Source organism: Paenibacillus sp. FSL R5-0341 (assembly GCF_037975235.1).
Classification (GTDB): domain Bacteria; phylum Bacillota; class Bacilli; order Paenibacillales; family Paenibacillaceae; genus Paenibacillus; species Paenibacillus amylolyticus_A.
Genome location: NZ_CP150241.1, coordinates 1,316,027 through 1,342,393, shown reverse-complemented (window position 1 = coordinate 1,342,393; position 26,367 = coordinate 1,316,027). Strand labels below are relative to the sequence as shown.

Genomic DNA, 26,367 nt, shown 5'->3' with positions numbered 1-26,367 from the left:
GCCGTTCTATCTTATCGCTCACATACAGAAGAGCCCTTAATCAGCATCACTCGCTAACTAAGGGCTCTCGTATTTAAGGTTTCACTATCTCTTATTTCGCTTCTGCTACTGCTTTTCCATCTGGAGCCGGAACACCGAAATCAGGTGTGCCATCTTCACGCCAATGAATCACTTGAGCACGAGCGTGACGGTTCGGATCATACAAGGGATCACCCTCGATGTCTTTGTAATTACGCGCATGATAAATCATAATATCGGTCTTGCCATCCGTTGATACCGTAAAGCTGTTATGGCCCGGACCGTATTGGCCGTTCGCTTCACAAGTCTGGAATACCGGCTCGGGTGATTTTACCCAGCTTTCCGGATCAAGCAGGTCGGCATTTTCATCTGCAGTGAGCAGACCCATACAATAATTGTAATCAGTCGCGCTGGCTGAGTAACAGATAAACACTCTTCCATTTCGGTGCATCACGGCTGCTCCTTCATTGACCTTAAAGCCGATGATCTCCCAATCGTACTCTGGCGTAGAGATCATGACCTGTTCACCGCGTAGCGTCCACGGGTTTTCCATTTCGGAAATGTACAGGTTCGAGTTGCCCACAATATCAGGATCTTTCTGCGCCCACACCAGATAGCGGATTCCCTTATGTTCAAAGGTCGTTGCATCCAGCGCGAATGATTCCCACCGGGTGTAAATCTGCCCTTTCTCTACCCACTCTCCTTCAAGTGGATTCGCCGAATCGTTCTCCAGAACATACATCCGATGGTCGAACAGGCCTTCGTTGGTCTCACTGGTGTGAGCCGCAGCGTAATGTATGTACCATTTGCCATCGATAAAATGAATTTCCGGTGCCCAGATGTTGGCACTCATTGGCCCTGTGTCACGCTTGGTCCAAGCCGTTACTGGCTCGGCATCTCTTAATCCTTCCAACGTCTCTGCTCGCCGGATCTCAATCCGGTCAAAGGCTGGTACGGATGCGGAAAAGTAATAGTAACCGTCCGTATGACGGTACACCCACGGATCAGCACGCTGCTCCAGGATGGGATTAGTAAATGTAATGGAATCAGTCATGGGAATGCTCCCCTTTCAAATGTGTGTGGTGGCTCGGAGTTGAGGTTGTGTGTACGATGCAGAAAAGAGAAGAGCTATTTGAGTGCACAGCGGGCGTTCGGGGGTGGCAGGGCCTTGGTTCTCTCTTGTCCTCCGATTTCTTTTCCACCCGCTCTTGGCGGTTGAAATCGAATGCCAAACTCGCTCCTGCGGCTCCTTCCTCCCCCTCACTGCTTGTGCACCCTTAGAGCAGTAGCTCGCTCTTTCCACGCTCGCTGGGTTACAACCTCACTCCGAGCCTTATTTTTGGCTCGGTTTTATGGGGTCGACCGCTTCGCAGGGTCAACTCTCCCCATGTAATGCAGAGCTGGCCGCATAGCTATAGGCCAGCTTTGTGGTGCACAGCGGACGTTCGGGGATGGTAGGACCTTGGTGCTCTCTTGTCCTCCGATTTCTTTTTATCACCGCTCTCTGCGGTTGAAATCGGATGCCAAACTCGCTCCTGCGGCTCCTTCCTCCCCCCTCACTGCTTGTGCACCCTCGGAGCGGCAGCTCGCTCTCACCGCGCTCGCTGGGTTACAACCTCACTTCGAGCCTTTTTGGTGGCTCGGTCTTATGGGGTTGACCGCTTCGCAGGGTCAACTCTCCCCATGTAATGCAGGGCTGGCCGCAGAGCTATTGGCCGGCTTGTCATGCACAGCGGGCGTTCGGTGGCGGTAGGACCTTGGTGCTCTCTTGTCCTCCGATTTCTTTTTATCACCGCTCTCTGCGGTTGAAATCGGATGCCAAACTCGCTCCTGCGGCTCCTTCCTCCCCCCTCACTGCTTGTGCACCCTTAGAGCAGTAGCTCGCTCTTTTCGCGCTCGCTGGGTTACAGCCTCACTCCTCAGGTGCGCTGATCTGCTTGCCCCAGACCGCCACGCCGTGGTCATCGAGGCCTGTCATTACGAGTGCCGGCTGGCTTCGCTCCCAGTCCCAGGACGGCAGCAGTTGCAGCTCTTCCGTGGAAGCTCCGCCCCATGGGCTTTCTTTCCACTTTAGTGTCAATGTTTGTTTACCATCAAACGTCCAGGTTCCTGAACCGTTTTTGCTTTGAATTTTACCGTTGCCCGTTAGGGTATATGGCACGGCCTGAATTTGCCCGTCTACGGACGGGTCAAGCGCCATGCCTTCCCACTCCCCGGCTATCATGGACTTTGGAATGTCCTGTGCTGTCTCACCGGCGTAACGCTCCGGTGAAACCACAGGCCAGCCGTCCTTGGTCCATAACATTTTGCGTACATGCAGATATGGCCAGTTTTTATCCGTCTCACCCCGTGCATGATGCACGATGTAATAATCTTCTCCGTCCTTCAGAACGGAGTTATGTCCGGGCGCAACCCAGCCCTCACCTTCTGTGAAGCGATAACCGCCGAGAATTTTGGTGCCGATCTCATATTGCGGCAAATACTCTGTATCCAGCATGTTATTGCCGTTTATGTCCGTATACGGTCCTGTGATTGAATCAGCACGCGAAACCCGCACGTTATAGTCCTCGAATAAGGAATCATAGGAGACGAACAGATAATATTTTTTGAACTCCGGGTTATACACAATGTAAGGACCTTCGACTGCACCTTCTTCGGTAGCACGATCCCGAGCGGCAATGCGTGTACCATAACCCTCGTCCTTGAATTTCCCGGTGTCTGGATCAAGTGGCGCAATGTAAATTCCGTCAAAGAATGAACCATATACCATCCACGAATTGCCCTCGGCATCTACGATGGGATTAGCATCAATGGCATTTAATTTGTCCTGTTCATTCGCAGAAGTTTTCACAACCAGTCCTTCATCAGTCCATGGACCTTCGGGAGATGAGGATGTCTGAAGACCAATGGCCGACTGGGTACTGCCAAAAGAAGAAGCCGAATAATACATCCGATAGGTATCGCCAGCCTGGATCACATCCGGTGCCCACAGATTGACTGCACCTGTCCAATCCAGCGCTTCTTGCGGAATACCGGACAGAGCCTGACCTACCCATGTCCAGTTAATCAGATCATCTGATTTTCGTACCATGACACCGGGTTTCGCTTCTCCTGCTACACGAACGTCTGTGGAATAGACGTAGTAGCCCTGATCGGTTTTGATAATAGCTGGATCATGCGCATTGTTCACCGTCCAGCGTGATTCATCGTCCAAAATGGAAGTGTCATACAACTGAGTATGTTGAGGAGCTTCAGGAAAGACGGGACGGGACACCGTTTCTCCTACTCCTTCTCCAGAACAACCCGTAGCTCCAACAATCAGCATCAGCAACATGGAAGCAACAACCCCTCTCTTCGAAAATGTCCACCCTCGGAATCTCTTCCGCTGATTCATCCCTTCACTCCCGAAATGGCAACCGATTCAATAATCTGTTTCTGGAAGATCAAGAAGATGATTAATACCGGCAACAGGGCTACAATGGACGCCGCCATAATAAGTGGGTAATCCGTTTGAATCGCATACGTCGCATTGAAGTTCGCGATAACCAGCTGTAACGTCTGCTTCTCCGGTGAATTCAGATAGATAATCGGTGCCAGATAATCGTTCCAGATGCCCATGAACCAGAGAATCAGCTGTGCAGCAATCGCCGGTTTGATGAGCGGGAACGTAATACTGGAGTACAAGCGGAAGTAGGAACTTCCATCAATCTTGGCCGCCTCAATAATCGCATCAGGTACACTAAGCAGGTATTGACGAAGGAAGAAGATCATGATTACGTTACCGAACAGGCCTGGAACGATCAGTGGCAACAGCGTATCCACCCAGCCCAGCTTCGCGAACATGATGAATTGTGGGATCATGACTGTCGGATAAGGAATCATCATGGATGCCAGCAATGCGAGAAACAGTTTATTTTTGTGCGGGAATCTTAATTTGGCAAAGGCAAAGGCAGCGATACTGGACGTAAACGTACCCACCACCGTTACACTCACCGCAACAATAAGGCTGTTTTTGATCCCGCTGAGCAGCGGACCAGCTTCCCAGATTTCTTTATACTTACCAAATTGGAATACTTCAGGTATCCACACAGGCGGAAGCGCGAACACATCTTGCTTCTCCTTTAATGAAGTGGACAGCATCCAGATCAGTGGTGCAATCATCGCAATCGCACCGATCGCGAGTACGATAAAGATGATCGAGTTCGTTAATTTCCTCTTTTGACTGTAAGACATCTCCGGTTCACTCCTTTCCTTGACAATCAATCCCCATCATAGGCTGATTTTTCGTTCATTTTGAATTGCACCAGGGTAATGACAAAAATGAAAATACCCAGAATCATGGCCATCGCTGAGGCATAACCCATCTGCAAGTTACTGAAGGCTTTCTGCCAAATGTAGAAGACGATTGATGCCGAAGAATATTCAGGACCACCCGTAGGCGTCATAATGTTCATCTCGGTGAAGATCTGGGAACCGCCAATGATATTTGTAACAATGAGGAAAAAGGTAACTGGCTTCACCATAGGCCAGGTAATGTTGCGGAAGATCTGGAATCCATTGGCTCCATCCAGCTCAGCCGCTTCGTAGTATGTACGTGATACACTTTGCAGTGCCGCCAAGTACAATAACATCGTGTATCCGAGACCTTTCCATATCGTCATAATAATCAGAGCGGGTTTGACCGTGTCTTTGTTCGCGAGCCAGTTTGGACCCTTGATACCAAACAGGTCAAGGAACTGATTGACCAGACCGTAATCCCCGTTGTATGCCCAGTTCCACATGATGGACACCGCAGCGAGGGAAGAAATAACCGGAATGTAATAGATCACACGGAATGTCGTTGTGCCGGGAATTTTACGATTCAGACCCATTGCCAGCAATAGAGCCAACAACAGACCAATCGGGATACCTAGCATCAGGAAGAATGTATTAAACATCGCTTTGTAAAAGAGGTCATCCGTGAGCAGATCCTTGAAGTTGGCCAAACCGATAAAATTCATCTGTCCCAGTCCATCCCAATCGGTAAAGGAACCATAGAGGGAATAGAGGAACGGGAACATGACAAAGATTAGCAACCCAAGAATCGGAGGCAAAATAAACAGATATCCGTACAGCATCTCTTTGCGATACAAACTCGATTTCGTAATCACGGCGTTCACCCCTGTTTCTAGTATCAGCATGTGGCATCCGTCGATTGAACCTTGTCGATCAACGAATGCCACATGCCCGTATGGAATCCAATAAGCTCCAATAAGAACAATGCCAGCAGCATGATTGCTGGCCGCCGGCATCGCCTTTTCCTATCTACTTATTCTGAGATTTCTTTTCCTGTTCAACCGCTTTGTCGAGCAGCTTCTGCATTTTCGGCTGCTGCTGCTTCACATAATCTGCGGCTGTAATCTTGCCATCCAATACCGGTTGAATGTCCGTGAAGAACAGGTCATACCATTCCGCATTGTACGTGTAGTTACCTGGCAGAGCCCGGCCGTAATCCTCTACGATGTCAATGAATTCTTGCTTGTTGGCTGGTTTCGTGGATGTATCTTTGGCCCACTCGTCTGCCATATCAAGCAAGTTCGGGATTTGTACCTTGGCATCTACCAATTGCTGCATGCCTTCCTTCGAAGCCGTAAGGTAGTTCACCAATGCTGCCGCTTCTTCTGGATATTTCGTTTTCGCCGATACCCCAATGCCCAGAGATCCGATCCACGTTGCCGATTTGCCAGTAGATCCCGCAGGGAAAGGCAACAAATCATAATCGAAAGGCAGTTTCTCAAATGTACTCATATCCCATGGACCTACAGGGAAGAAAGCCATTTCACCTTTCATCCAGCGTTGGTACGTATCCAATGTTTGCGCTTCCTCAATAGAAGGTGTGATTTTGTATACGTTTTGCATATCCGCGAAGAACTGCAGTGCTTCCGCAAATTTCGGATCGTCAATCGTTACCTTTGTTTTGGTTTCATCCAGCCAGTCGCCACCGTTGCTCCATACAAAGGATTGCAGGGCCCACTGTACGTTGAATCCAGTACCGTATACATCCGGTTTACCGTCTCCATTGGTATCCTTGGTCGCTTGCTGGTTCACCTTGATGAACTCTTCCCATGTATATGGTTTATCCGTGTCAGGGAATGGAATGCCCTCTTTTTCAAACAAAGTCTTGTTGTAGCCAAGTGCAAATGGCCCCAGATCTTTCGGCATACCGTAGATATCACCTTGGCCTGCCATTTGGCCGTCATAGCGATACAGATCCACGCCGTATTTCCAGATATTATCGAGATCAACATCCGGGTTATTTTCAATATACGATGTGAGGTTCATCAGCACATTGCTGTTCACATACGCTTTCACATCGCCCGGATTGATGTAGAATACGTCAGGCAAGCTGTTGCCTGTAATTGCCGCTCTCAGCTTGGTTGCATATTGATCCGCAGCCGTTACGATGATTTTGACTTTCACACCCGGATGATCTTCTTCGAATTTCTTGACCACCGCCTGGTAAGCTTTCTGCTCGTCTGTACCTCCGCGGAACATAAACGTTAACTCCTTGTCCCCACTCGCGCCGCTGCTACCTCCACAACCTGCAAGTACCAGCGCACTTACCAGCATAAGAAGCATAAATGTGACCCAATTCTTTTTCTTTACCATCTGAACCCCTCCTGATCTGGATTTGTAACCGTATTCAATTGGATGAAATAGGATTTCTGTTGTTAAATTTATCAAATCCAGATCACTTTAGTCAACACTTTTATAAAACATTTTATATTTATCTAAAATAAATCAGTACATCGGCCAGCCATTCGCGTCCCAAAGCAAGTCATTAATCAGCAATTTCGGATTGCCATTATCCTCTGCATCATAGGCGTGTCGTGCAATGACATTGCCGTTGTACACGTCCTGACCACCTGGACCTTTCCATTTCACGTTGCCTGTATCCAATATCGTTCCTCCGCCATTCAGCATATTCACTCCGTTTTTATCCACATAAGGGCCTGTAATACTCGTCGAACGCCCATAGACCATTTTGTAGGTACTGTTTACCCCTTGGCAGCAAGAATCGATTGAAGCAAACAGGTAATAGTATCCGCCACGATATACAACACTTGGTCCTTCAATAGCCCCCCCGTTATTCGGACGCGCAGCAATGGAAGTTATGCTTCCTGTCGGTTTCATCGTGTTTTTGTCCAGCTTGACAATCTTCAGACCGCTCCAGAAAGAACCGAAGGCCAGCCATGGGTTGCCTGAAGCATCAATGACCAGATTCGGATCAATCGCATTATAATTATTGGCGGTCGTAGTCTGAAGCACCAATCCTTCGTCCTTCCACTGCCCTGCTCCAATGCTGTTGGCAGACGCAAGACCAATCGCAGACCGATTGGAGCCAAAGGTGGAGATGGAATAATAGAGCCATACTTTTCCGTTATACTGCTCTACGTCTGGTGCCCATACATCCAATCCACTTTGTCCCGGAACAGCAGAAGCCCACCAGGATGGTTTACTTAAGAAGATTTGTGGAACACGATACCAGGACGATCCATTATCCGATTTCAATACCTGAATACCTGGGCCGGTTGAAAAGGTGTACCACGAGCTTCCCTCTTTGATAATCGACGGATCATGAACGGCGGTATCTCCGGTCAGATTCCAGAACGCCGCCAAAGCTTTTGACTGACCTGCCAGTAGTAATACCATCACAAGTAATGCCGGTAAAGCCAACCGTTTCCACTTAAACCTCTTCACATTGCTCAACTTTTCCAAACCGAACTCCACCTTTCCGAATCAAATGGTTAATTAGGTTCATGAAGTAATGAATCAATTTAGGTATAATAGGATTATAAAAGCGGTTTCATTACATTTCAATGGTATATTTCAAACATATGTAAACTGATTAACACTTATTTTAACCGGAATAGTGAACAAAATGTAGTTTATATTTTCATATTTGCGCTATGTACAGGGGTTTTGGCTTCCATTTCTCAGCCCTTCCCTTCCATGAAGGAATGATTTATAATTATCTGAAATAAAACATATAAATGTGCAAATGTCTGCAATGAAAAGAGACTTTGTTCAGAACGGGGAAAGGAATCCACCTATGATTTATATTAAAGATCTGATGTCGGGTGTGAATATCTTCAAAGCGCTCAGTTCGGAAATCCGGATTCAGATCATCGAGCTGCTGGCCAAGAACCAAAGTCTTAATCTCAATGATCTCGCAACTAAGCTGGGTCTCAGTAATGGCGCTATCACAATGCATATCAAAAAGCTCGAAGAGAGCGGATTGATCGAGATCAACACCGCTGTTGGTAAACATGGCATTCAGAAGATATGTTATCTCAATGAGGAAAAATTAATGGTTGATCTGCGTTCACAGGAGATTAACAATCGTTACGAGGTGGAAATTCAGGTCGGTCATTACAGCGATTATCAGGCTGCGCCTACATGTGGTCTCGCTACCCGGGACAGCATTGTTGGAGAGTTCGATGATCCGCGTTACTTTGCTGATCCATTGCGAATTGATGCGGAGATGATCTGGCTGGCTGAAGGTTATCTGGAGTATCGGATTCCCAACTATCTTAAGCCGAATCAGTCGTTTAGCGAAATTCAGTTGTCGATGGAACTGGGTTCAGAGGCACCTGGCTTTTGCGACAATTATCCTTCGGATATTTATTTCTACATTAACGGTATTGAGATTGGCTGCTGGACGAGTCCAGGCGATTTTGGCAATACACGCGGTACCTTCAATCCGGAATGGTGGCCTCCCCATTTGAATCAGTACGGCATGCTGAAGCTGATCCGGATCACACAGGAAGGCAGCTATATCGACGGATGCCGCATCTCGGACGTAACGCTGGATCAGATCGGTTTGGATTACAAAAGCGATATTCACTTCCGCATTGCGGTTACCGACGGCCCTTTGAACAAACGGGGCTTGACGATCTTCGGCAAAAACTTTGGCAACTATGGACAGAATCTGCTTGCTCGCGTTCTCTATAACGTGCAAGAGGAATAGTTTCCATTCTGACTAAAATCTCAAAATAAAAAAAGTTCGACCGATCTGCTAACGTAACTGTTCAACACAACAATAATGTATCCTTAGAAAGAGTGCGATCCAGCACTCTTTTTTTGTTTTCTCTCGCTATATAGCTTATTCAAGCTTAGCCGCCGAAGGATTAGAAGGATACGAGTTGGTGAACTCCCTTCCGGTTCATATTGCTGTGATATAATAATGGCCTAGAATGACAAAATGGAATAACGGGCGGGGATAGCTTTTGAAATTGGAGCGATTAATCTCAATCATATATAAACTTTTGAACCACGAAGTGTTGTCTGCCTCCACCTTGGCGGAAGAGTTTCAGGTGTCTCCAAGAACGATCTATCGGGATATTGATGTAATCTGCGCAGCCGGCTTTCCAGTCGTCTCACACCAGGGACTTAAAGGCGGATATGGCATGATGGATGGATACAAGATGGATAAAAGCTTGCTCGGTTCTTATGATGTCGATGCCCTGATTACGATCCTTAGTAGTCTCTCCACTGTCTTCGAAGACGCGCGTGCACAGGGAACGATTGAACGTCTGCAAACAATTGGACCGGAGCATCAGACCTCAAGTCTATCTGTGGATTTGGAGACTCGCCGAACGGAACCTGATGCCCTTCCTCATCTCCGTACAGGTATTATGAAGCATCAGGTTGTGCGTTTTGACTACATCAATACGAAGAATGAACATACTCCCCGCCAGCTGGAACCGGTAAGACTTCATTTTAAATATCGTAATTGGTATGTTTATGGATTTTGCCAGACAAGGCAGGATTATCGGGAATTCCGACTGTCCCGGATGATGAACGTTCAGCTTACATCGGAACACTTTCAACCACATCTTGAGCTTCCTCAAGAGAATGTTGTGTCAGATCCATCATGGCAAGATCAGATTAGTGATGTTGTTTTTCGAGTGAAACCGGAATCGCTATCGGAAGCCATGGATCATTTTCAACAGGCAGATAAGCAATTTCACGAGGATGGAAGTATGACGATGCGCATCCAGGTCCATCAGCCGTTACAAGCCAAGTGGTTATGGTCGTTTCTACTCAGTTTGGGCAGTGGCGCCGAGGTGATTGAACCGATTGAATTACGAAGCATTCTGAAAGAACAACTTCGAAACGCACTTAACCTCTATGAAGAAGTATGACACGCTGTTGTCATACTTCTTTTTTTATAATTATCTCAGTAAGTTAACCCAATCCACCCCCAAATTAAAGGAGACGATCATCAATGAATCATCCGGTACAAATGTATAATTATCACGCATGGGCCAACCAAACCATCCTGAGCAGAATCAAGGAACTGCCCTCTTCCGTACTGAGTCAGGAAGTGAATAGTTCGTTTCCAACCATCGCTCATGCACTCAGCCATATCTATGCAGTGGATAAGATGTGGTACCTGGTGTTAACTGGCACAGGTATGCCCGAGGCACTGCAAGCATGCATACCTCTCAATAGTGAACTTCACGGTTCTGTGGGTGAATACATTCAATGTTTTAACGACCTGTCGGCGCAATACAGTGAGTGGTTCCAAGGCCAAGATGATCTGGAACAAACCGTTCTGCTCGATAATCCATTTGCCGGAGTTCGCGAAACCAGCTTATCGGAAATGGTATTCCATCTGGTAAATCACGGGACCTACCACCGGGGCAATGTATCTACTATGCTGCGTCAATTGGGGCATGCCTCCATCATGAACGACTATTCTCTATTCTGGTATCAAGAACCGGCTCAAGTATAGACAACGATTCGATGGAAAATGTACATTGTATCCCCGTGACATCGAGGGATGAATTGAGAAATTGGTTGCAAGAGCACGGAAAAGTCCAGAAATCTTGCTGGGTCATCGTAAGCATGAAACCAACTTCGGATGCCCTGCTGTACTTGGACGTGGTTGAAGAGTCGCTTTGCTTTGGATGGATCGATGGAATCAAAAAGAAAATATCCGAGACTCAATTAGCACAGAGATTGTCTCCTCGAAGCCATCGAAGCTCTTGGACTGAATTGAACAAGGAACGTGTCCGCCGTCTAGAAAAGTTGGGCTTCATGCATGACGAAGGTAGAAAGGTTCTCCCTTTTATGGACCCGAATGCTTTCATTATCGATGGTGTAATCGAACAAAGGCTGAAAGAGGATCAACAGGTTTATGCGAATTTCATCGCCTTCCCTGCTCTGTATCAAAAGATTCGGATCGATACGATCCAAAGTGTGAAACAGCAGCCCGCATTATTCCAGAGTCGATTGGACAAATTCATAACCAATACGAAGGAAAATAAAATGTACGGTCAGTGGCATGATAACGGACGACTTTTGGACTATTAACGTGTCTCTGAAAAACATTAAACAGGACTTCCCTTATGCGGAGGCCCTGTTTTGATTTCTTATATCCAGTCAGGTATTAATGATTTTGCCTGTATGTTTTGGGAGACTTGCCATAGGCTTTCTTGAATTGACGGGTGAAATAATTACTGTCGTTAAATCCGCATTCATATGAAATTTCCGTAATGGACAGGTTCCCGTTTTTCAATAAATGACATGCCTTTTCCAGACGCAACTTCTGCAGATAAGAGATCGGAGTCATCTGATAATAGGATCGAAAAATCCGATTCAGATGCCTTATCGAGATGTTCGACTTCCCCGCAATGTCCTCCAGCGACAATGGCTCCAGATAATGATCTTCAATATATGAAATGGCATTCGCCAGATGCATCAGATTGTTGCCTTCAATGCCCTTTTCCTGCGTATCATATTGCCTCGACAAATATACAACCATCTCCGTTAGACGTGAGATCAACATCGTCTGATAGCCTTGCTGTTTACTGTGATACTCCTCAATCATGAACGATATCAACGATTCGACATACTCCAGACTGGAAATGGATAACGCCAGTTTACTCGGAAATGAGTGGGTATTGCGATAGAACGGTTCCAAAACAAACAGTGCCTGGAAGCCGTTGGATTTCCTGAGATCAGGCCCAGCCGAAGCAAGCATCTCGGGACTGAACATCACGTTACAGATCCTAAAATCATGAGGGTCTTTATACGCATGATGGGTGTCACCATTGATGACAAACGCGTTTCCTTTTTTAATAAAAAATTCCTCGGTGTTCACCACATGGGTTGCATGACCATTCAGAACAATCACAAGTTCCGTAAAATCCATATGATTATGAAGCTCCATGTCCTCAACGTGTCCACCATACTGAATGAAAAACGGAAATTGTTGATGATCTGAAGTAAACCATCTCAAATAGGCATTACTCAAAAGCATTCCCCTCCACAAACATTGTTGGGCTGAATGTCTATATCATGCTATTCCAGGACCGAAAAATCAAGGTTCAATATCCTTAAATCCGTTATAATTCGCCTTGTAGCAAGGATTCTCTAATATGTCCAGATTCGTACTAAACTCTCACAATGAATAGGAGCATAACATGATGAAATATACCAATCCGGTTATTCCGGGTTTTTATCCCGATCCAAGCATCTGTCGTGTAGACGAAGACTACTATCTGGTGACCAGTACCTTTGAATATTTTCCGGGTGTGCCTATTTTTCATAGTAAAGACCTTGTGAACTGGCGACAGATCGGCCATGTCCTTACTACCACTGAACAACTCCCTCTAGCGAACGCGGGCAGCTCTGGCGGCATTTATGCTCCAACACTCCGGTATCATGATGGCTGGTTCTATATGACAACAACCAATGTAAGCGGCGGCGGAAATTTTTATGTACGTAGTGCCCAGCCCGAGGGACCATGGTCTGCTCCGATTTTTGTTGATCAGGACGGCATAGATCCCTCTTTCCTCTTTGATGATGATGGACGTATATACTTTCAAACGGCTTGTAATGGCAATGAAGGCGAAGGCATCTATCAGTGCGAGATAGACATCACGACCGGAGCCAGACTGACCAATAGTCGATTGATCTGGACGGGAACCGGAGGAGCAGCCCCCGAAGCCCCCCACTTGTACAAAATAAACGACCTCTACTATCTCATGATCGCCGAAGGTGGAACCGAGTATGGTCATATGGAGACCATTGCTCGAAGTGCAAATCCATACGGACCATTTGATCCGTGTCCTCATAATCCGATTCTGTCCAATCGCAGCATGAAATCCAGTATCCATGCAACCGGGCATGCAGACCTTGTCCAGATTCAGGATGGAAGCTGGTGGGCTGTATGTCTGGGCCTTCGTCCAGCAGGTTACCCCATGCGGCACCATCTGGGACGCGAAACGTTCCTGGCACCTGTCATGTGGACGGATGACGGTTGGCCGATGATCGGTGTGGACGGACATATTGAGCCGGAGATGACTGGCCCTTCGTTGCCTGAACACCCCTGGTCGCATCAGGCTATTCGGGATCATTTTGACGAATCAACTTTGGACATGAACTGGATCTTCCTGCGCAACCCGGCTCCGGATAGTTGGACGCTCACAGAAAATCCCGGGCAACTCATCCTGCGGGGTCATCCGGTTTCGCTCGATGATGGACAAAATCCAGCCTTTGTCGGGCGTCGATTGAGCCATTTCTTATGTAACATGGCGACCGAACTGCATTATGAGCCAAGTGCAAGCGGCGGTGAAGCGGGTTTAACCGTATTTATGAATAATAAATATCATTATGACTTGGCTGTAACAAAGATCGACGACCAGAAGAAAATCATACTACGGCGAACTGTCGGTTCTCTACGAACGGTACAGATGCTTGACTGTGAGAAGGGTCCGGTTGTTTTACAGATCAAGGCCGACCGTAATCACTTTACGTTCCTCTACCAGCAAGGCTCATCCGATGCCATTGAAGTAGGTTCAGGTGAAACCCATCTGTTATCTACCGAAGTAGCAAGTGGTTTCACAGGTGTTATTGTAGCCATGTATGCCTACGATCCATCGGGGGAACGCACCCCTGCAAGTTTCGATTGGTTCGACTATGAACCTCTGGAAGAATAATCTCCAGCAGAATAAACCCACCCTCCATGCATGCATGAAGGGTGGGTTTAAGTTAAGCTATATTCTGTTCAGGAGAATTGATTACTTCCCAGAAGGCTGAGCTTCTGCCGTATAGCCTGTTGGGATATCCGCTTCTGCAGTCACATTTGTAATGACCATTGGATACATCATGTCCGGATCAGGTTGAATAATGGAATAGAGTACGATGGCACGTCCATCCTTCTCCAATTTCACATCATCAATCTTCAGTCCATAACCAGGGTGTGGCATTTCAGCACTGAGTTTAACTTTGGTTGTTTTGTCATCAACCTTCGTCGTTGTCACTTCAGGTACAATCGCTTGCTGGCCTTCACCTGGATTGGTTGGAGCTGGCTCTGCTGAGCCGCCGTTGCCGTGTTTATCCACAAATTCAAGTGCATTGAAGATCATGCTTGCAGCCTCCATACGGGTAAGCGACTGATCTGGACGGAAGTTACCGTCCTTATCCAGTTCAATGATGTTCATGTTCAGCAAGTTCTGGACTGCAGATATGGCGTCCTTACCGATTTTATTTTCGTCCTTAACAAGATTATACTTCATGATGACCGGATAAGTCCCGGTTGTGTTGATACCTTCATGAAGCAAAATAACAAATTGCTCGCGTGTCATCTTGCCTTGGGGATTCAATTCTACCGGAATGGACAATCCGTTTTGCGTAGCCGCTTGAACAGCATCAGCATACCACGTGTCTGGACTAATTTTATCCTGAGCGGAAGATGCAGCGTATGCATTTTTCAGACCAAATGCATTCACAATCAGTTGAACACCCTGAGGCTCGGACAATGCAAGATCTGGACGGAACAGATCCGCCGTTACTCCGTTAACAATACCTTTTGATTTCAAAGAATCCACAACCGACTTCTGTCCTTCATCCTTCACATCTGAAAAAGCGAGTACCGATGCACCTCCTGCTGTCAAAGAAACGCAGAGCGCAAGTGTTGCAGCCAATCCTTTTTTATGTTTCATTTCCTGGCACCTCCATATGATTAGTAAAGCCTATTTTTTACCTCTTCATTCCTACAGACGGGATACCCTTGGAAAATGTTTCAGTAATTTCGACAAATGGTGAATACAGCACAGGAACACGGCATACATCTCTTCTCCGAAGCCGATAATGTAACCCACTTGCTTTCTGCTAAGTGGCTTCGTTGACATTGATTGGGATTAGCGCAAAAATAAGAATAGAGAAATCCATCGGATGACGGATAAACTGCAAACCGGATCGCATACAGTAAGAGGGCACGACGCGCTAATAACAGGTGTCGGCCCTTTTCTTGACTCCACCTGCTGAACTGACTTCACCTATACCAAAAGGAGAACAACGCTTATGTCCAAGAAAGGATTACTTCGCGGTTATGTTGTGTCGAACTGGCCTGTCTATCTGGTTGCTATTCTTCTAATTATTGCCTCCAATATCGGGCAGGCATCCTTGCCCCGCATACTGGGCAGTTTCACGGATCAGTTGATGCAGAATACGCTTCAGATGCAGACCGTCGTAAGGTACAGCCTGTCCCTTCTGGCTATTGCCATCGGGTATAATCTGCTGTTCGGTACCGGACAATTCATGATTATGAAGCTCGGTCGACGCTTTGAATTCATGACGCGTGAGCGTATATTCAGTAAGTTTTCCGAACTTAGCGAGCATTATTTCTCCAAACAGGGAAACGGAAAACTGCTCAGTTATGTCATGAATGACGTGACTTCCGTCCGTGAAGCCATATCCAACGGTGTGACACTCATGACCAATGCCACCTTCCTGCTACTGTCCTGCATTGTCATGATGCTGCTTAGCGGGATTCCATTGACGCTCATTTTGATCAGTGTTGTCCCCTTACTGGCGATTCCATTTCTGGTCGTGTTTTTTGGTCCACGGATTCGCAAACGCTCTCGTGACGTACAGGAAGCTCTTGCAACCATGACGGAATCCGCAGAAGAACAGTTGGGTGGCATTCGCGTAACCAAGACGTTTGCTATTGAAGACAGTGCCCGCGCACGCTTTGGAACCACCGTCGATGCAATCAAGAGCAAACAGCTTCGGCTCGTTCGTCTGTCTTCCTTGTTTCAAGCCTTACTCCCGCTGCTGGGAGCCATCTCATTGGTCGTTTCTCTGCTTGTCGGAGGTATTATGACCATGCAGAATTCCATCACACTCGGAAGTTTTGTCGCCTTAACCTTATATCTGCGCATCATCATGGGACCACTTCAGCAGATCGGTAATGTCATTAATACCGTTCAGCGCTCGGGTGCATCCCTGGAGCGAGTGAATGACCTGCTGAGCGAAGTAGCAGATGTGCGTGAGCTTCCTAAAGCTACAGCGCTTCAAACCGTACAAGAGATCACCATGGAGAATCTAACCTTCTCCTATCCTGGCAGTTCATCTCCTGCTCTCAAAAACATTCAACTGAATATCCGTGCCGGGCGAACGGTTGGGATTGTAGGCAAGACCGGCTCAGGGAAAAGCACCCTCGTTAAGCTATTGCTGCGTACATATGAAGCACCTGAAGGAACAATCCGCATCAATGGTACAGACATTCGGCAGTTGTCCCTTGAAAGCCTGAGGTCACGTATCGCCTATGTCCCTCAGGATGGATTCCTGTTTAGCACCACCATCCGGGATAACATCGCATTTAGCGACCGGGAAGCATCGCTGGAGACAGTCGAGCATAGTGCGCGCCAAGCTATGATCTATGACAATATTGTCCGTTTTCCCGACCGCTTCAATACCCTACTTGGCGAACGAGGACTTACGCTATCTGGAGGACAACGGCAACGTACAAGTCTGGCGAGGGGATTGATCAAACAGGCGCAGCTTCTCATCCTCGATGACAGCATGAGCGCGGTTGATGCCGTCACAGAAAGTGGGATTCTGCGCAGCCTGCGTGAGATCGGCAAAGGCAAGACCACATTAATCATTTCTCACCGCATCAGCGCGGTCCGTCATGCGGACCATATTATCGTTCTGGATGAAGGGCGAGTCGCTGAACAGGGAACACATGCTCAGCTGATGGCTGCCAAGGGGTTATATGCAGCAACCTACCGTTTGCAGGAGGAGGGATTACATCATGTCTAACGCTAACGCTGAACTTCGCCCAGATGAAGAGGCCGATCAGAGTAAACGAACTTCGTTTAAGGCCATGATGGCATACGCCAAACCACATAAATGGGCTTTTGCCGGTATCTTCTTCTGTTCACTGCTTGGCATATCGGCAGATCTGCTGCAACCCTATCTGGTGAAGATCGCCATCGATGATCATCTGGCCGTAGGCCAGACCAGTGTCGGCTTTCTCGTTCAGCTCGCAGCCATCTTTCTCGGGCTGGCTGTCATCAGTTTTATTTTTACCTATATCCAGAATAATCTGTTGCAGCACGTGGGACAGAACATTGTATCCCGGATCCGAAAGGACCTGTTCAAGCATATCTCCAAAATGTCCATGTCCTTCTTTGACCGTTTTCATATCGGAAGTCTGGTCACGAACGTATCCAGTGATACGGAGACCATCAGTAGCTTCTTCACTCAGGTGCTACTCAGTCTGATTCGGGATGGCATGATGCTGGTGCTCATTATCGTCTTTATGTTCCAGCTTGATCCTGTTCTGGCGAGTTACTCTCTAATCGTTCTTCCTGTTATTGCGGTTGTTGCCGTATTATTCCGTAGTCGACTGCGAAAAGCATATCAAAATGCTCGTACGCGTCTTTCCCGCTTGATTGCTTTTACGGCGGAAAACCTGTCCGGTATGTTCTTAATTCAAGCTTTTCACCAGGAAGAAGAACAGAAGAAACGTTTCTCGGAACAGAATGCGCTCCATCTGAAAGCCAACATCGCTCAAGCCCGCTCCAATGTCATATTCAACCGAACATTTGATATCCTTGGCAATGCGGCACTGGTCATGATGGTCTGGCTTGGAGGTCGCGCTGTACTGGGTGAGTCCCTGCAAGTTGGGGTACTGTACGCGTTTATAAGCTATATTCGCCAATTTTTTCAACCGATTAACCAGATTACGATGCAGTGGAATACGTTCCAGTCGACTACCGTTTCAATGGATCGCATCTGGAACATTCTGAATACGCGGCCTGAGGTTGCCGATCCCACACCCGAACGGGCGTCATCAATGGAACCTCAGCGTGTGATGGGCCAGATTGATTTTAATGATGTGTCGTTCGGTTATCAGGCAGATCGGCCGTTGATCCAGCAGATGAACCTGCACCTCTATCCGGGTGAAATGGTAGGTATCGTGGGCACAACAGGCGCTGGCAAAAGTACACTGATCTCCCTGCTCAATCGCTTCTATGATGTAGACAAGGGCAGTATTGAGATTGATGGTACCGATATCCGGCATCTGCCGCAGGCTAAGCTTCATCGGATCGTGGGTCTGATTCAACAGGAACCCTTTCTCTTCTCCGGCTCCATCATTGATAATGTGAGAATGTTTCGTGAGGATATTACGCGAGAGCAGGCGATTGAGGCCTGCCGGTTTGTCGGAGCACATACGATGATTTCACGTTTGCCTCAAGGATATGATACGCATCTATCCGAACGCGGAAGCGGACTATCTGCCGGGGAGCGGCAGTTGATCTCATTTGCCCGGATCGTGGTGTTCCAGCCCCGAGTGCTCATTCTGGATGAAGCAACGGCCAATCTGGACTCACACACCGAACAACTTGTGCAGCAGGCGCTGGAATCAGTATCCCAGGGACGCACAACCATCGTCATTGCCCATCGCCTGTCTACGGTGATGCATGCTGATCGAATTCTCGTAATGGAGAATGGTGAGATTGTGGAGGAAGGTCCGCACCAGGAATTAATCGCAGCCAAAGGCGTGTATGCCGACTTGTATACCCATGCGCGTGATGCAGGTAAAAATTCAGCTATATCAGGGTAATGAACCTGAGTTATAGTAAACAAAGAACGTTGAACATGCCGCTCTGCTTATGCAGGCGGCACGTTTGGCATAGCGAGCAGCAATGTTGATTAGGAGGAGGATCTATGCAACAACCCGAAACACCCGAGCATGATGACCAACACATTCGTTACCGACGCAGCACGGCTCTATGGAAAGGAAGTTTATGCTTCCTGTTCCTTCTCTTGTGCGTGAGCTTATTGTGGATCATCGTGGATGGACAAGCCGAAAGACTGGAGACCATATATTATTCTATCGCAGCCGTACTGGGTATGTGGTTGATCGGGCCGTTGTTCTTCATGTTCCTGTCTCGACTAACCAGAACCCCCGCTGTTTTGTTGTCTTGGGATGATGAGTCTATAAGTACTGGCAAACGGAGGATTCCATGGAGCCGGATTCGCAAAATCGAACACGCCTCACCTGCCCGCAGCAAGTGGCTCCTATCCGCTTCTCCCATGATCGTTCTGTTCCTAAAGGACGGCACACGGTCTCATATTCAGACGGATCATCTGCTGAGCAAAAAAGAGCTGAACCAAGCAGTGACTTTGCTTCAGGAGACTTTGCAGGAACAACAGCAAAATGGTTGAGTATCGGGATGGATGAGGACAAGCTTCAAGCTTCCCACACATCATTGTGATTTCTCTACACCTATGGACAGGCTAACTTTGTAATTTCCGTAAGGCAGCAATGCTTCCAGCAGTTGACCAAGCTGCTCTGTGGTGCCAGTTTGCACCCGCATCAGATAGCAGCCTTCTCCGCTGACGCGGTGGACTTCAACGATGTCCTTACGTTCAGCAATGAATGTACGAAAGGCAGCATGTCTGTCGCCGGAGTTCAAGAAAACCGTAACAAAGGCCTGAAGGCCAAGCCCAAGGCGTTCCGGGTTCCATTTTACCGTATACCCTTCAATTACACCCAGATCTTGCAGCTTGCGCACTCTTGCACCAACGGCCTGTCCTGTGAGGTGAACCTCTTCACCGATCTCTTTGTGAGAACGTTTGGCATCCTGAATCAGGATCTGTAAAATGCGTATATCTGTATCATCTATCATTTCATTCATCTTGAATCAGCAATCCTTTCACGGTGAAATTAGTGTGGCCTAATTCCATTCATCATGTTATGTACGACATTAAACGGGTTGTATACCATATAGGGTAATACTATTCAACAACCCGAAGGAGTGCAAATATAATGAAAATTCAATTGATTCGCCATGCTACACTCTGGCTTGAATACGGAGGGCTGAACATCCTCGTTGATCCCATGTTGATGGACGCTGATGTCATGCCTGCATTTCCAAACACACCGAATGAGTTACGTAATCCAAGCATCGGTCTGCCTGAAACCGAAACGGATTATCTGCATCCGGATCTGTTAATTGTCACACATACCCATCTGGACCATTGGGATGAAGCAGCTGCTAAACAACTTGGCAAGGACATTCCTCTAATCTGCCAGCCTGGGGACGAGAACGTATTTCTGGCAGCCGGATTCACGGATGTAACGCCTGTAAATGAGAAGCATGAGCATCACTCTGTCCGATTTGCCCGTACATCGGGACAGCACGGCACAGGAGAGATCGGCGAACGTATGGGCAACGTATCCGGTTTCGTACTTGAAGCAGATGCAGAACCTGTCACCTATATTGCTGGGGATACCGTCTGGTGTGAAGAACCTGCTGAGGCCATCCGCCAATATTCGCCTGAAGTCATTGTCGTGAATGCCGGCGGTGCACGCTTCGTGGAGGGTGATCCCATTACGATGGACGGGCCTGATGTTGTCGCCGTGAAGCGCCATGCACCGTCTGCTCATGTCATCGCTGTGCACATGGATGTGATTAACCATTGTGTGGTGTCTCGCACGGATCTCGCTACTTATCTGGCATCCGAGCAGTTAGATGGTCAGGTGCTCATTCCACGCGACGGCGAAAGTTTTGAATTTTAATTTTTGATGCGGAAGCAAAGCGGAAGATAAATAACCTTTCACACAGGTGGGTGGATTGTAACGAACTCAGCACACGTTATTTTCTCACTGGGCACGCTTTTCCGGAGATTTATCCCTCTATTTGCTAGGATAACGTGTCTCCGATTCCTTAAATTTCGAATATAACGATAATCGGCACAATAAGGTGTCCTAGATTCGTTACGAAAAAAAGCTGGATGCGATCAACTCGCACCCAGCTTTTTTAATTGAAGGAACACGCTGAGCCGCAGGCTTCCCTCTCGGGCATCATGCCTGCCATTGCCCTCCCACGTATCCCATCCTTTTTTCTTAATCCATTACTGCACTTTCAATCGAATTACGTTCCATGATGCTTTCGCCAAGCTCGCCGTAATCAGGGTATCAGATACAACTGCACCCCCACGATTATGAGGTGCGACGCGGTTCGGTTGTGCGGCGGTATTCGTTGCTTTGAGATCATCACTTTCCAGCACGATATGCTCGATCACGGTACACTTCCCGAAGCTCCGCAGGTCCACTTCGAGCGGAAGGGATTCTTCCAGATGGCGGTTGACTGCAAATACGGTCACTTCACCTTGCTCTTCGTTATGAACCGCAATAGCTTCCAGATAAGGAACATCTGTGATTTGTTTGGTATCGTATTTTGGAGACTGGATCAATGGCACCAATGCTGTTCCACGTCCAAAGAGGGACGTATGCATGAATGGATAGAAGATCGTCTGTCTCCATGAGCCGCCGCCCGTATCTGTCATGATTGGTGCAATTACGTTAACGAGTTGTGCCAGACATGCCATTTTAACCCGATCCGCATGTTTCAGCATACTGATCAACATACAGCCGACAAGAAGTGCATCCTCGTGGTTGTAGATATCCTCCAGCTGTGGTGGAGCAATCTGCCACGGGTCCATCTTCGAATCATTTTCATTGGAGTGATACCATACATTCCACTCGTCAAAGGAAAGATACATCGTCTTCTTACTGCGCTTCTTCGCTTTGATGTAATCACAGGTCGCCTTCACGGTGTCGATAAAACGATCCATTTCAAGCGAGCGCGCCAGGAAGGTTGGCGTATCTTGCTCCTGGTTGCCGTAGTACTGATGCAGAGACAGATACTCCACGTGATCATACGTATGATCCAGCACCGTTGCTTCCCATTCCGGGAACGACGGCATATTCAGGTTCGAACTTCCGCAGGCTACCAGCTCAATCGTCGGGTCCGTCCACTTCATGACTTTTGCCGCTTCAACAGCTAACCGTCCATACTCATCTGCCGTTTTGTGACCAATCTGCCACGGACCATCCATCTCGTTGCCCAGACACCATGTTTTGATCGCATGAGGCTGCTTGTATCCGTGCTTGATGCGAAGATCACTATAATACGAACCTTCCGGATGGTTGCTGTACTCTACAATGTTGCGTGCTGCATCCGTGCCGCGTGTTCCCAGATTGACCGCCATCATCACTTCGGAATTGGCTTGTTTCGCCCAATCCACGAATTCGTTGAAGCCAAATTCATTGGTCTCAATCGTTCTCCAGGCGAGTTCCAATCTGCGTTTGCGTTCAGACACCGGTCCAACCGAATCTTCCCAATTGTAACCGGATACAAAGTTACCCCCAGGATAACGTACAATCGGTACTTGCAGCTCCTTAACCATCTCCAGCACATCCTTGCGAAAACCCTGTTCGTTCGCAGATGGGTGTCCAGGCTCATATATTCCACCGTACACGGCACGTCCGAGATGCTCAATGAATGAACCGTATAAACGCTTATCAACTACTCCAATTGTAAAATCTTTGTCTACCGTCATTTTTGCTTTTTCCATAATGAATTTCAACTCCCTAAGATTAATATAAAAATTAATTGATATTCTATGGATCAACGTTCATATTTATATTAAAATCGATTATAGCGTTAATTTCAACAGGAATTTTGCTAAATGTTATTCTTTTCACTGAATTTATGTTTAACTTAATTCTATACACGAAAATGGAGGAACACTTGTGATTAGAGCAAATACCGATGCCGAATGGCTACCCCTATATGAAGCACTTGCCAGTGAAGTCCGTCTACAGATCATCCGCCTCGTTGCAGAGACTCCGATGAATGTGAAAGACCTCGCTGCTTCACTCGGTTTGAGTAGTGCTATCGTAACCATGCATGTCCGCAAACTTCAGGATGTTGGCATTATTCAGTCCAAAATGATACGCAAAGACGGCGGCACACATAAAATGAACAGCCTTGCTGTAGACTGGATTGGCATCTCCATGCCTCAGGAAACCGGCACATCCCGCAAGCTCCATGAGGTTTCTGTACCAGTGGGGCACTACACTCATTTTGATGTCTATCCCACATGTGGTCTGGCTACATCTACTCAGGTCATTGGACAATACGACGACCCTCGTTATTTCCTCGACCCCGAGCGCATGCACGCCCATATTCTATGGTTTGGCCGCGGATTCGTGGAGTACAAAATTCCAAACTATATCTTATCCGGACAACAGATCAATGCCATTGAATTATCACTCGAAATAGGGTCAGAAGCCCCTTCGGTTAATCCGAATTGGCCCTCGGATATTACATTCATGCTTAATGGCATCCGATTGGGGGAATGGACAAGCCCCGGAGATTCAGGCAACGGACGCGGCATGTTCACCCCGGAATGGTGGAGTGACAGTGTCAATCAATACGGCATGCTCAAGGTGCTGCGAATTACGAATGAAGGTACGTTTATTGATGGACAGCACTTGTCCGAGATCACACTCGCGGATATTCCGGTGGAACGAAACCAGTGGACCTTGCGTCTCTCCGTGGAAGAAGATGCCCAGCATGTAGGCGGTCTTACCTTGTATGGTGAGGGATTCGGTAACTACAACCAGGATATCCTGTTCCGACTGTATTATCAGGATTGAGTTGATCGGAATAATAAATATCACAAAAACACCTTCCACTTGCCTGTCAAAGGCAGAATGGAAGGTGTTTTGTATAAATTATGAACATTTGCAGAATAACGAAGAGGGTACTTGTACTAACCTACAGTGCACTACCACCGAACAGGAAGCGATACTCCCAATGTTTGCCTGAGATATCACTAGTCGTTACACCACCGCCAGCGTTGGAATATGTGTGTAATACTTTGCCGTCGCCCAGATAAATCCCTGTGTGCGTAATGGTTGCAGTGGATTTATTCACGCCCGAATACGATGATGCAGAACTGCCTTTATAAGACATGAAATACATCAGATCGCCGCGTTTCAGGTTTTTCCAGTTGGTCTGAACCGCACCCTTTTCTTTCACATAGGCTCCCTGTTTGCGGGAATCCGCTGGAAGTTTGATGCCAAGTGCATCGATAAAGGCCTGACGTACAAAGCTGGAACAGTCAAAAGTAGCTGTGCTGCTACGACTAGCTCCGAATTCGTACGGTGTACCCCAATATTTCATCCCCGCCGCAATCACTTTTTCCACAGCCGCATTGCCAGTAACCGATGTACCACTATCTGAACCTGAGCCGCTTGTGCTGCCACTAACAGCTTGTGTGTATTTGGATGAAGAAGATATGTAGCCTGTCCGGTTAGCAGAATCCTTAATCTTGTACCAATCCGAACCGGATTTCTGAAGTACCGTTACCGTTTCCCCTTTAGCGACCATGCGAACAACCTTCGCAGAAGAAGTAGGTGATGTGCGTAGGTTTACACCCCAGATTACTTTTACTTGTGAATTGTCAACAGCAGCTGCCGATATCTGTGCCGTTAGTGCTCCTGTCGTCAGACTTCCCATCAGCATCGTTGCTGTGACACTTGCCGTAATAATGGTTTTCTTCCAGTTCATGATGTCGAGTTCCCCCTGATGTTACAGAATTTTAACCTGGCTTGGTTCTCCCGGGCTTGCCCCATTGTAAACGGGCTATCCATAACGTTCATCAGTCGAAAGTCCTGTATTGATATAGGCACACTTGAGCACTAAGTATCAGGGTCTGTCCTTCATCTGCTGGTAAAAAACACTGCCGATTCCTTCTTTTTCAAAGGTTAAATTATTGTAACTATTTGATGTACTTCATTTTTCTGCGGTATAAGAGCTAGGTAAATTCTCATCCAGGACATGCGTCATAAGAACTAGGTTTTAATGTTTAAAATCGCAAATATGGTAAACATTACTATGGTTCATTTACCGATTACGGTTCCCCGTGTTCACATTTTTGCTTCCACCCTCGATACTGATTGATTTGCCAGCAGTGTCGGTCACATTATTTCGGATCTCATTGTTGCTTGATGCAGTGGTACGGATGCCAATCCCGGAAAACCCAGCGTTCGTCGTCATCTCGTTACCAATGAGCTTGTTGTTGTTGGCATTAGCCAGTCGAATGATTGCATCGGGTTTCAGTGCTGCGTTTCGTTGGAAAATGGTATTGCTGGTGAATGTATTGTTGTTCGATTCAACCAGAATAGCCTGCAAGGATGCATTAATAATCGTGTTTTCGTATACCTGGTTGCCTGTCGCACCCGTTAGTACAAAGATTCCACGCGGATAATTCTCAATCACATTGTTATTAATCGTGTTGTTGGCGCCTTCATTGGGAATGCGAATACCTGCGTATCCATCCGTTTGATGAGTTTTATTAATAATCTGATTCCCGGATACCGTTGTGAAGGTTGCACGTGACAGATTGATGCCACTGCCCCCGCCTGAGTTGGTAATTTGGTTATTCATAATTTTGACATTCGTGAACTCACCTGCCGGATAACTCTCGTGTCCTGTCGCAATGGCATGTCCATTATTCCGGTCAAAACGGCTATTGATAATCTCCGAATCCTTCGTTCTGCGAAGCAGTGCACCAATCGTTGTATCCCGAATCTCCATGCGGTCCAATGTGAGGTGAGATACAGCCATATCCATAATGATGCCGCCTACCTGACTCTCACCACGGGCCTCGCGATTCGTACGATCTGCATCGATCGTGATATCCGATAATTTGATGTTGAGGCGTGGATCATTGTTGCGCAGAATCGGGTTACCAATCACATATTGGCCTGCCGATCCGGTTTTCTTAAATATCGTTTGGCCTATTCCGTCACCGGACAGACTTACTCCTGCATATAGACGAATGGATTCGTCTACCAGATAGGTTCCTTTTGGAAAATGAATCGTTCCCTCTACGCCCCGGTCATAGAAATACTTCAATGCATTTTGAATTTCCTTCGTTTGTGAAGATTTGGAGTTGACCTTCACACCTAAGTCCGTGGCCTTAATGACGTTACCCGCTGCTTCGACGACGTGGATCCCCCCTGTAAAATCTTGAAGAACAAACGTAATAACCATGGCAAGCAACAAGCTGATTCGTATCTTTTTCCCAAAAACATTAAACATACTCAACCTTCCTCTCATTTAAAATAGTTGAATTAATTACATAATTACCCTTTATATTCTTCGGTCAAGATCGTTCAAATTTTAAGTATTTTCATAA

The 26,367-nt window shown here is 47.2% G+C and carries 22 protein-coding genes; 10 read left to right on the top strand and 12 right to left on the bottom strand.

Annotation, left to right across the window (positions count from 1 at the left end; genetic code table 11):
• Positions 1-91: 91 nt before the first annotated feature.
• From MKX75_RS05885 to MKX75_RS05860, 6 genes are all read right to left on the bottom strand, one after another.
• The gene (locus MKX75_RS05885) at positions 92-1,072 is read right to left on the bottom strand and encodes a family 43 glycosylhydrolase (protein ID WP_339168866.1); all 981 of its coding nucleotides are present in this window, start codon (positions 1,070-1,072) and stop codon (positions 92-94) included.
• Positions 1,073-1,930: 858 nt separating this feature from the next.
• Entirely contained in the window at positions 1,931-3,352 is a 1,422-nt protein-coding gene (locus MKX75_RS05880; RefSeq protein WP_339168865.1) for an arabinan endo-1,5-alpha-L-arabinosidase, read from the bottom strand.
• A 56-nt stretch (positions 3,353-3,408) separates the two neighbouring features.
• Complete coding sequence (locus MKX75_RS05875; RefSeq protein ID WP_036611483.1) at positions 3,409-4,251, bottom strand: carbohydrate ABC transporter permease; 843 nt, start codon at positions 4,249-4,251, stop codon at positions 3,409-3,411.
• 26 nt (positions 4,252-4,277) lie between these two features.
• Positions 4,278-5,168 carry a sugar ABC transporter permease gene (locus tag MKX75_RS05870; RefSeq protein WP_062835910.1) on the bottom strand — a complete coding sequence of 297 codons (891 nt, stop codon included), beginning with the start codon at positions 5,166-5,168 and terminating at the stop codon, positions 4,278-4,280.
• A gap of 154 nt (positions 5,169-5,322) precedes the next feature.
• On the bottom strand, positions 5,323-6,666 hold the full coding sequence (locus tag MKX75_RS05865) for a sugar ABC transporter substrate-binding protein (RefSeq protein ID WP_145146366.1): 1,344 nt from the start codon (positions 6,664-6,666) through the stop codon (positions 5,323-5,325).
• Between the two features lie 132 nt (positions 6,667-6,798).
• A complete protein-coding gene (locus tag MKX75_RS05860) occupies positions 6,799-7,710 on the bottom strand; it encodes a glycoside hydrolase family 43 protein (protein ID WP_062835909.1) in 912 nt (303 codons plus the stop codon).
• Between the two features lie 400 nt (positions 7,711-8,110).
• On the opposite strand from MKX75_RS05860, the gene MKX75_RS05855 reads away from it, so the two are divergent.
• The 4 genes from MKX75_RS05855 to MKX75_RS05840 all read left to right on the top strand — a co-directional run bounded on the left by MKX75_RS05855 (position 8,111) and on the right by MKX75_RS05840 (position 11,379).
• A complete protein-coding gene (locus tag MKX75_RS05855) occupies positions 8,111-9,028 on the top strand; it encodes a winged helix-turn-helix transcriptional regulator (protein ID WP_062832986.1) in 918 nt (305 codons plus the stop codon).
• 259 nt (positions 9,029-9,287) lie between these two features.
• On the top strand, positions 9,288-10,205 hold the full coding sequence (locus tag MKX75_RS05850; protein WP_339168863.1) for a YafY family protein: 918 nt from the start codon (positions 9,288-9,290) through the stop codon (positions 10,203-10,205).
• Positions 10,206-10,288: 83 nt separating this feature from the next.
• Positions 10,289-10,798, top strand: coding sequence for a DinB family protein (locus MKX75_RS05845; protein WP_339168862.1), 510 nt, complete (start codon positions 10,289-10,291; stop codon positions 10,796-10,798).
• Between the two features lie 11 nt (positions 10,799-10,809).
• Positions 10,810-11,379, top strand: a complete 570-nt coding sequence (locus MKX75_RS05840; protein WP_339168861.1) for a YdeI/OmpD-associated family protein — start codon at positions 10,810-10,812, stop codon at positions 11,377-11,379.
• A gap of 76 nt (positions 11,380-11,455) precedes the next feature.
• Here the strand turns inward: MKX75_RS05840 and MKX75_RS05835 are convergent, their stop codons facing one another.
• Positions 11,456-12,322: a helix-turn-helix domain-containing protein gene (locus MKX75_RS05835; RefSeq protein WP_145146361.1), complete on the bottom strand. Its 867-nt coding sequence runs from the start codon at positions 12,320-12,322 to the stop codon at positions 11,456-11,458.
• 172 nt (positions 12,323-12,494) lie between these two features.
• Between MKX75_RS05835 and MKX75_RS05830 the strand changes: the two genes are divergently transcribed.
• A complete protein-coding gene (locus tag MKX75_RS05830) occupies positions 12,495-14,009 on the top strand; it encodes a glycoside hydrolase family 43 protein (protein ID WP_339170361.1) in 1,515 nt (504 codons plus the stop codon).
• A gap of 81 nt (positions 14,010-14,090) precedes the next feature.
• Here the strand turns inward: MKX75_RS05830 and MKX75_RS05825 are convergent, their stop codons facing one another.
• The gene (locus MKX75_RS05825; protein WP_062832972.1) at positions 14,091-15,014 is read right to left on the bottom strand and encodes an S-layer homology domain-containing protein; all 924 of its coding nucleotides are present in this window, start codon (positions 15,012-15,014) and stop codon (positions 14,091-14,093) included.
• 361 nt (positions 15,015-15,375) lie between these two features.
• On the opposite strand from MKX75_RS05825, the gene MKX75_RS05820 reads away from it, so the two are divergent.
• The 3 genes from MKX75_RS05820 (at position 15,376) to MKX75_RS05810 (ending at position 19,533) form a co-directional block, all read left to right on the top strand.
• Positions 15,376-17,118 (top strand): ABC transporter ATP-binding protein, encoded by a 1,743-nt coding sequence (locus tag MKX75_RS05820; protein WP_339168859.1) that lies wholly within the window; start codon positions 15,376-15,378, stop codon positions 17,116-17,118.
• A complete protein-coding gene (locus MKX75_RS05815) occupies positions 17,111-18,928 on the top strand; it encodes an ABC transporter ATP-binding protein (RefSeq protein WP_339168858.1) in 1,818 nt (605 codons plus the stop codon). The genes MKX75_RS05820 and MKX75_RS05815 overlap by 8 nt, the downstream gene beginning before the upstream one ends.
• A gap of 104 nt (positions 18,929-19,032) precedes the next feature.
• Positions 19,033-19,533 carry a hypothetical protein gene (locus MKX75_RS05810; protein WP_076331893.1) on the top strand — a complete coding sequence of 167 codons (501 nt, stop codon included), beginning with the start codon at positions 19,033-19,035 and terminating at the stop codon, positions 19,531-19,533.
• A 41-nt stretch (positions 19,534-19,574) separates the two neighbouring features.
• Here MKX75_RS05810 and MKX75_RS05805 read toward each other — a convergent pair whose 3' ends face one another.
• A complete protein-coding gene (locus tag MKX75_RS05805; protein WP_339168857.1) occupies positions 19,575-20,006 on the bottom strand; it encodes an Lrp/AsnC family transcriptional regulator in 432 nt (143 codons plus the stop codon).
• Between the two features lie 131 nt (positions 20,007-20,137).
• Here MKX75_RS05805 and MKX75_RS05800 point away from each other — a divergent pair, with 131 nt between their 5' ends.
• Positions 20,138-20,890 carry an MBL fold metallo-hydrolase gene (locus MKX75_RS05800; RefSeq protein ID WP_339168855.1) on the top strand — a complete coding sequence of 251 codons (753 nt, stop codon included), beginning with the start codon at positions 20,138-20,140 and terminating at the stop codon, positions 20,888-20,890.
• A gap of 335 nt (positions 20,891-21,225) precedes the next feature.
• On the opposite strand, the gene MKX75_RS05795 is transcribed toward MKX75_RS05800, so the two are convergent.
• The gene (locus MKX75_RS05795) at positions 21,226-22,731 is read right to left on the bottom strand and encodes an alpha-N-arabinofuranosidase (protein WP_339168854.1); all 1,506 of its coding nucleotides are present in this window, start codon (positions 22,729-22,731) and stop codon (positions 21,226-21,228) included.
• A gap of 178 nt (positions 22,732-22,909) precedes the next feature.
• Here MKX75_RS05795 and MKX75_RS05790 point away from each other — a divergent pair, with 178 nt between their 5' ends.
• A complete protein-coding gene (locus MKX75_RS05790) occupies positions 22,910-23,818 on the top strand; it encodes an ArsR family transcriptional regulator (RefSeq protein ID WP_082762671.1) in 909 nt (302 codons plus the stop codon).
• 121 nt (positions 23,819-23,939) lie between these two features.
• On the opposite strand, the gene MKX75_RS05785 is transcribed toward MKX75_RS05790, so the two are convergent.
• Positions 23,940-24,734 (bottom strand): SH3 domain-containing C40 family peptidase, encoded by a 795-nt coding sequence (locus MKX75_RS05785; protein WP_339168853.1) that lies wholly within the window; start codon positions 24,732-24,734, stop codon positions 23,940-23,942.
• Between the two features lie 336 nt (positions 24,735-25,070).
• A complete protein-coding gene (locus tag MKX75_RS05780; RefSeq protein ID WP_339168852.1) occupies positions 25,071-26,270 on the bottom strand; it encodes a glycosyl hydrolase family 28-related protein in 1,200 nt (399 codons plus the stop codon).
• Positions 26,271-26,367 lie beyond the last annotated feature (97 nt).

What these genes read in the sequence shown, in the direction of transcription:
- MKX75_RS05885 (WP_339168866.1), bottom strand. Translation starts at nt 1,072, where the DNA reads ATGACTGATTCCATTACATTTACTAATCCCATCCTGGAGCAGCGTGCT.
- MKX75_RS05880 (WP_339168865.1), bottom strand. Translation starts at nt 3,352, where the DNA reads ATGTTGCTGATGCTGATTGTTGGAGCTACGGGTTGTTCTGGAGAAGGA.
- MKX75_RS05875 (WP_036611483.1), bottom strand. Translation starts at nt 4,251, where the DNA reads ATGTCTTACAGTCAAAAGAGGAAATTAACGAACTCGATCATCTTTATC.
- MKX75_RS05865 (WP_145146366.1), bottom strand. Translation starts at nt 6,666, where the DNA reads ATGGTAAAGAAAAAGAATTGGGTCACATTTATGCTTCTTATGCTGGTA.
- MKX75_RS05860 (WP_062835909.1), bottom strand. Translation starts at nt 7,710, where the DNA reads ATGGTATTACTACTGGCAGGTCAGTCAAAAGCTTTGGCGGCGTTCTGG.
- MKX75_RS05855 (WP_062832986.1), top strand. Translation starts at nt 8,111, where the DNA reads ATGATTTATATTAAAGATCTGATGTCGGGTGTGAATATCTTCAAAGCG.
- MKX75_RS05845 (WP_339168862.1), top strand. Translation starts at nt 10,289, where the DNA reads ATGAATCATCCGGTACAAATGTATAATTATCACGCATGGGCCAACCAA.
- MKX75_RS05840 (WP_339168861.1), top strand. Translation starts at nt 10,810, where the DNA reads ATGGAAAATGTACATTGTATCCCCGTGACATCGAGGGATGAATTGAGA.
- MKX75_RS05830 (WP_339170361.1), top strand. Translation starts at nt 12,495, where the DNA reads ATGAAATATACCAATCCGGTTATTCCGGGTTTTTATCCCGATCCAAGC.
- MKX75_RS05825 (WP_062832972.1), bottom strand. Translation starts at nt 15,014, where the DNA reads ATGAAACATAAAAAAGGATTGGCTGCAACACTTGCGCTCTGCGTTTCT.
- MKX75_RS05820 (WP_339168859.1), top strand. Translation starts at nt 15,376, where the DNA reads ATGTCCAAGAAAGGATTACTTCGCGGTTATGTTGTGTCGAACTGGCCT.
- MKX75_RS05815 (WP_339168858.1), top strand. Translation starts at nt 17,111, where the DNA reads ATGTCTAACGCTAACGCTGAACTTCGCCCAGATGAAGAGGCCGATCAG.
- MKX75_RS05810 (WP_076331893.1), top strand. Translation starts at nt 19,033, where the DNA reads ATGCAACAACCCGAAACACCCGAGCATGATGACCAACACATTCGTTAC.
- MKX75_RS05805 (WP_339168857.1), bottom strand. Translation starts at nt 20,006, where the DNA reads ATGAATGAAATGATAGATGATACAGATATACGCATTTTACAGATCCTG.
- MKX75_RS05800 (WP_339168855.1), top strand. Translation starts at nt 20,138, where the DNA reads ATGAAAATTCAATTGATTCGCCATGCTACACTCTGGCTTGAATACGGA.
- MKX75_RS05795 (WP_339168854.1), bottom strand. Translation starts at nt 22,731, where the DNA reads ATGGAAAAAGCAAAAATGACGGTAGACAAAGATTTTACAATTGGAGTA.
- MKX75_RS05785 (WP_339168853.1), bottom strand. Translation starts at nt 24,734, where the DNA reads ATGAACTGGAAGAAAACCATTATTACGGCAAGTGTCACAGCAACGATG.
- MKX75_RS05780 (WP_339168852.1), bottom strand. Translation starts at nt 26,270, where the DNA reads ATGTTTAATGTTTTTGGGAAAAAGATACGAATCAGCTTGTTGCTTGCC.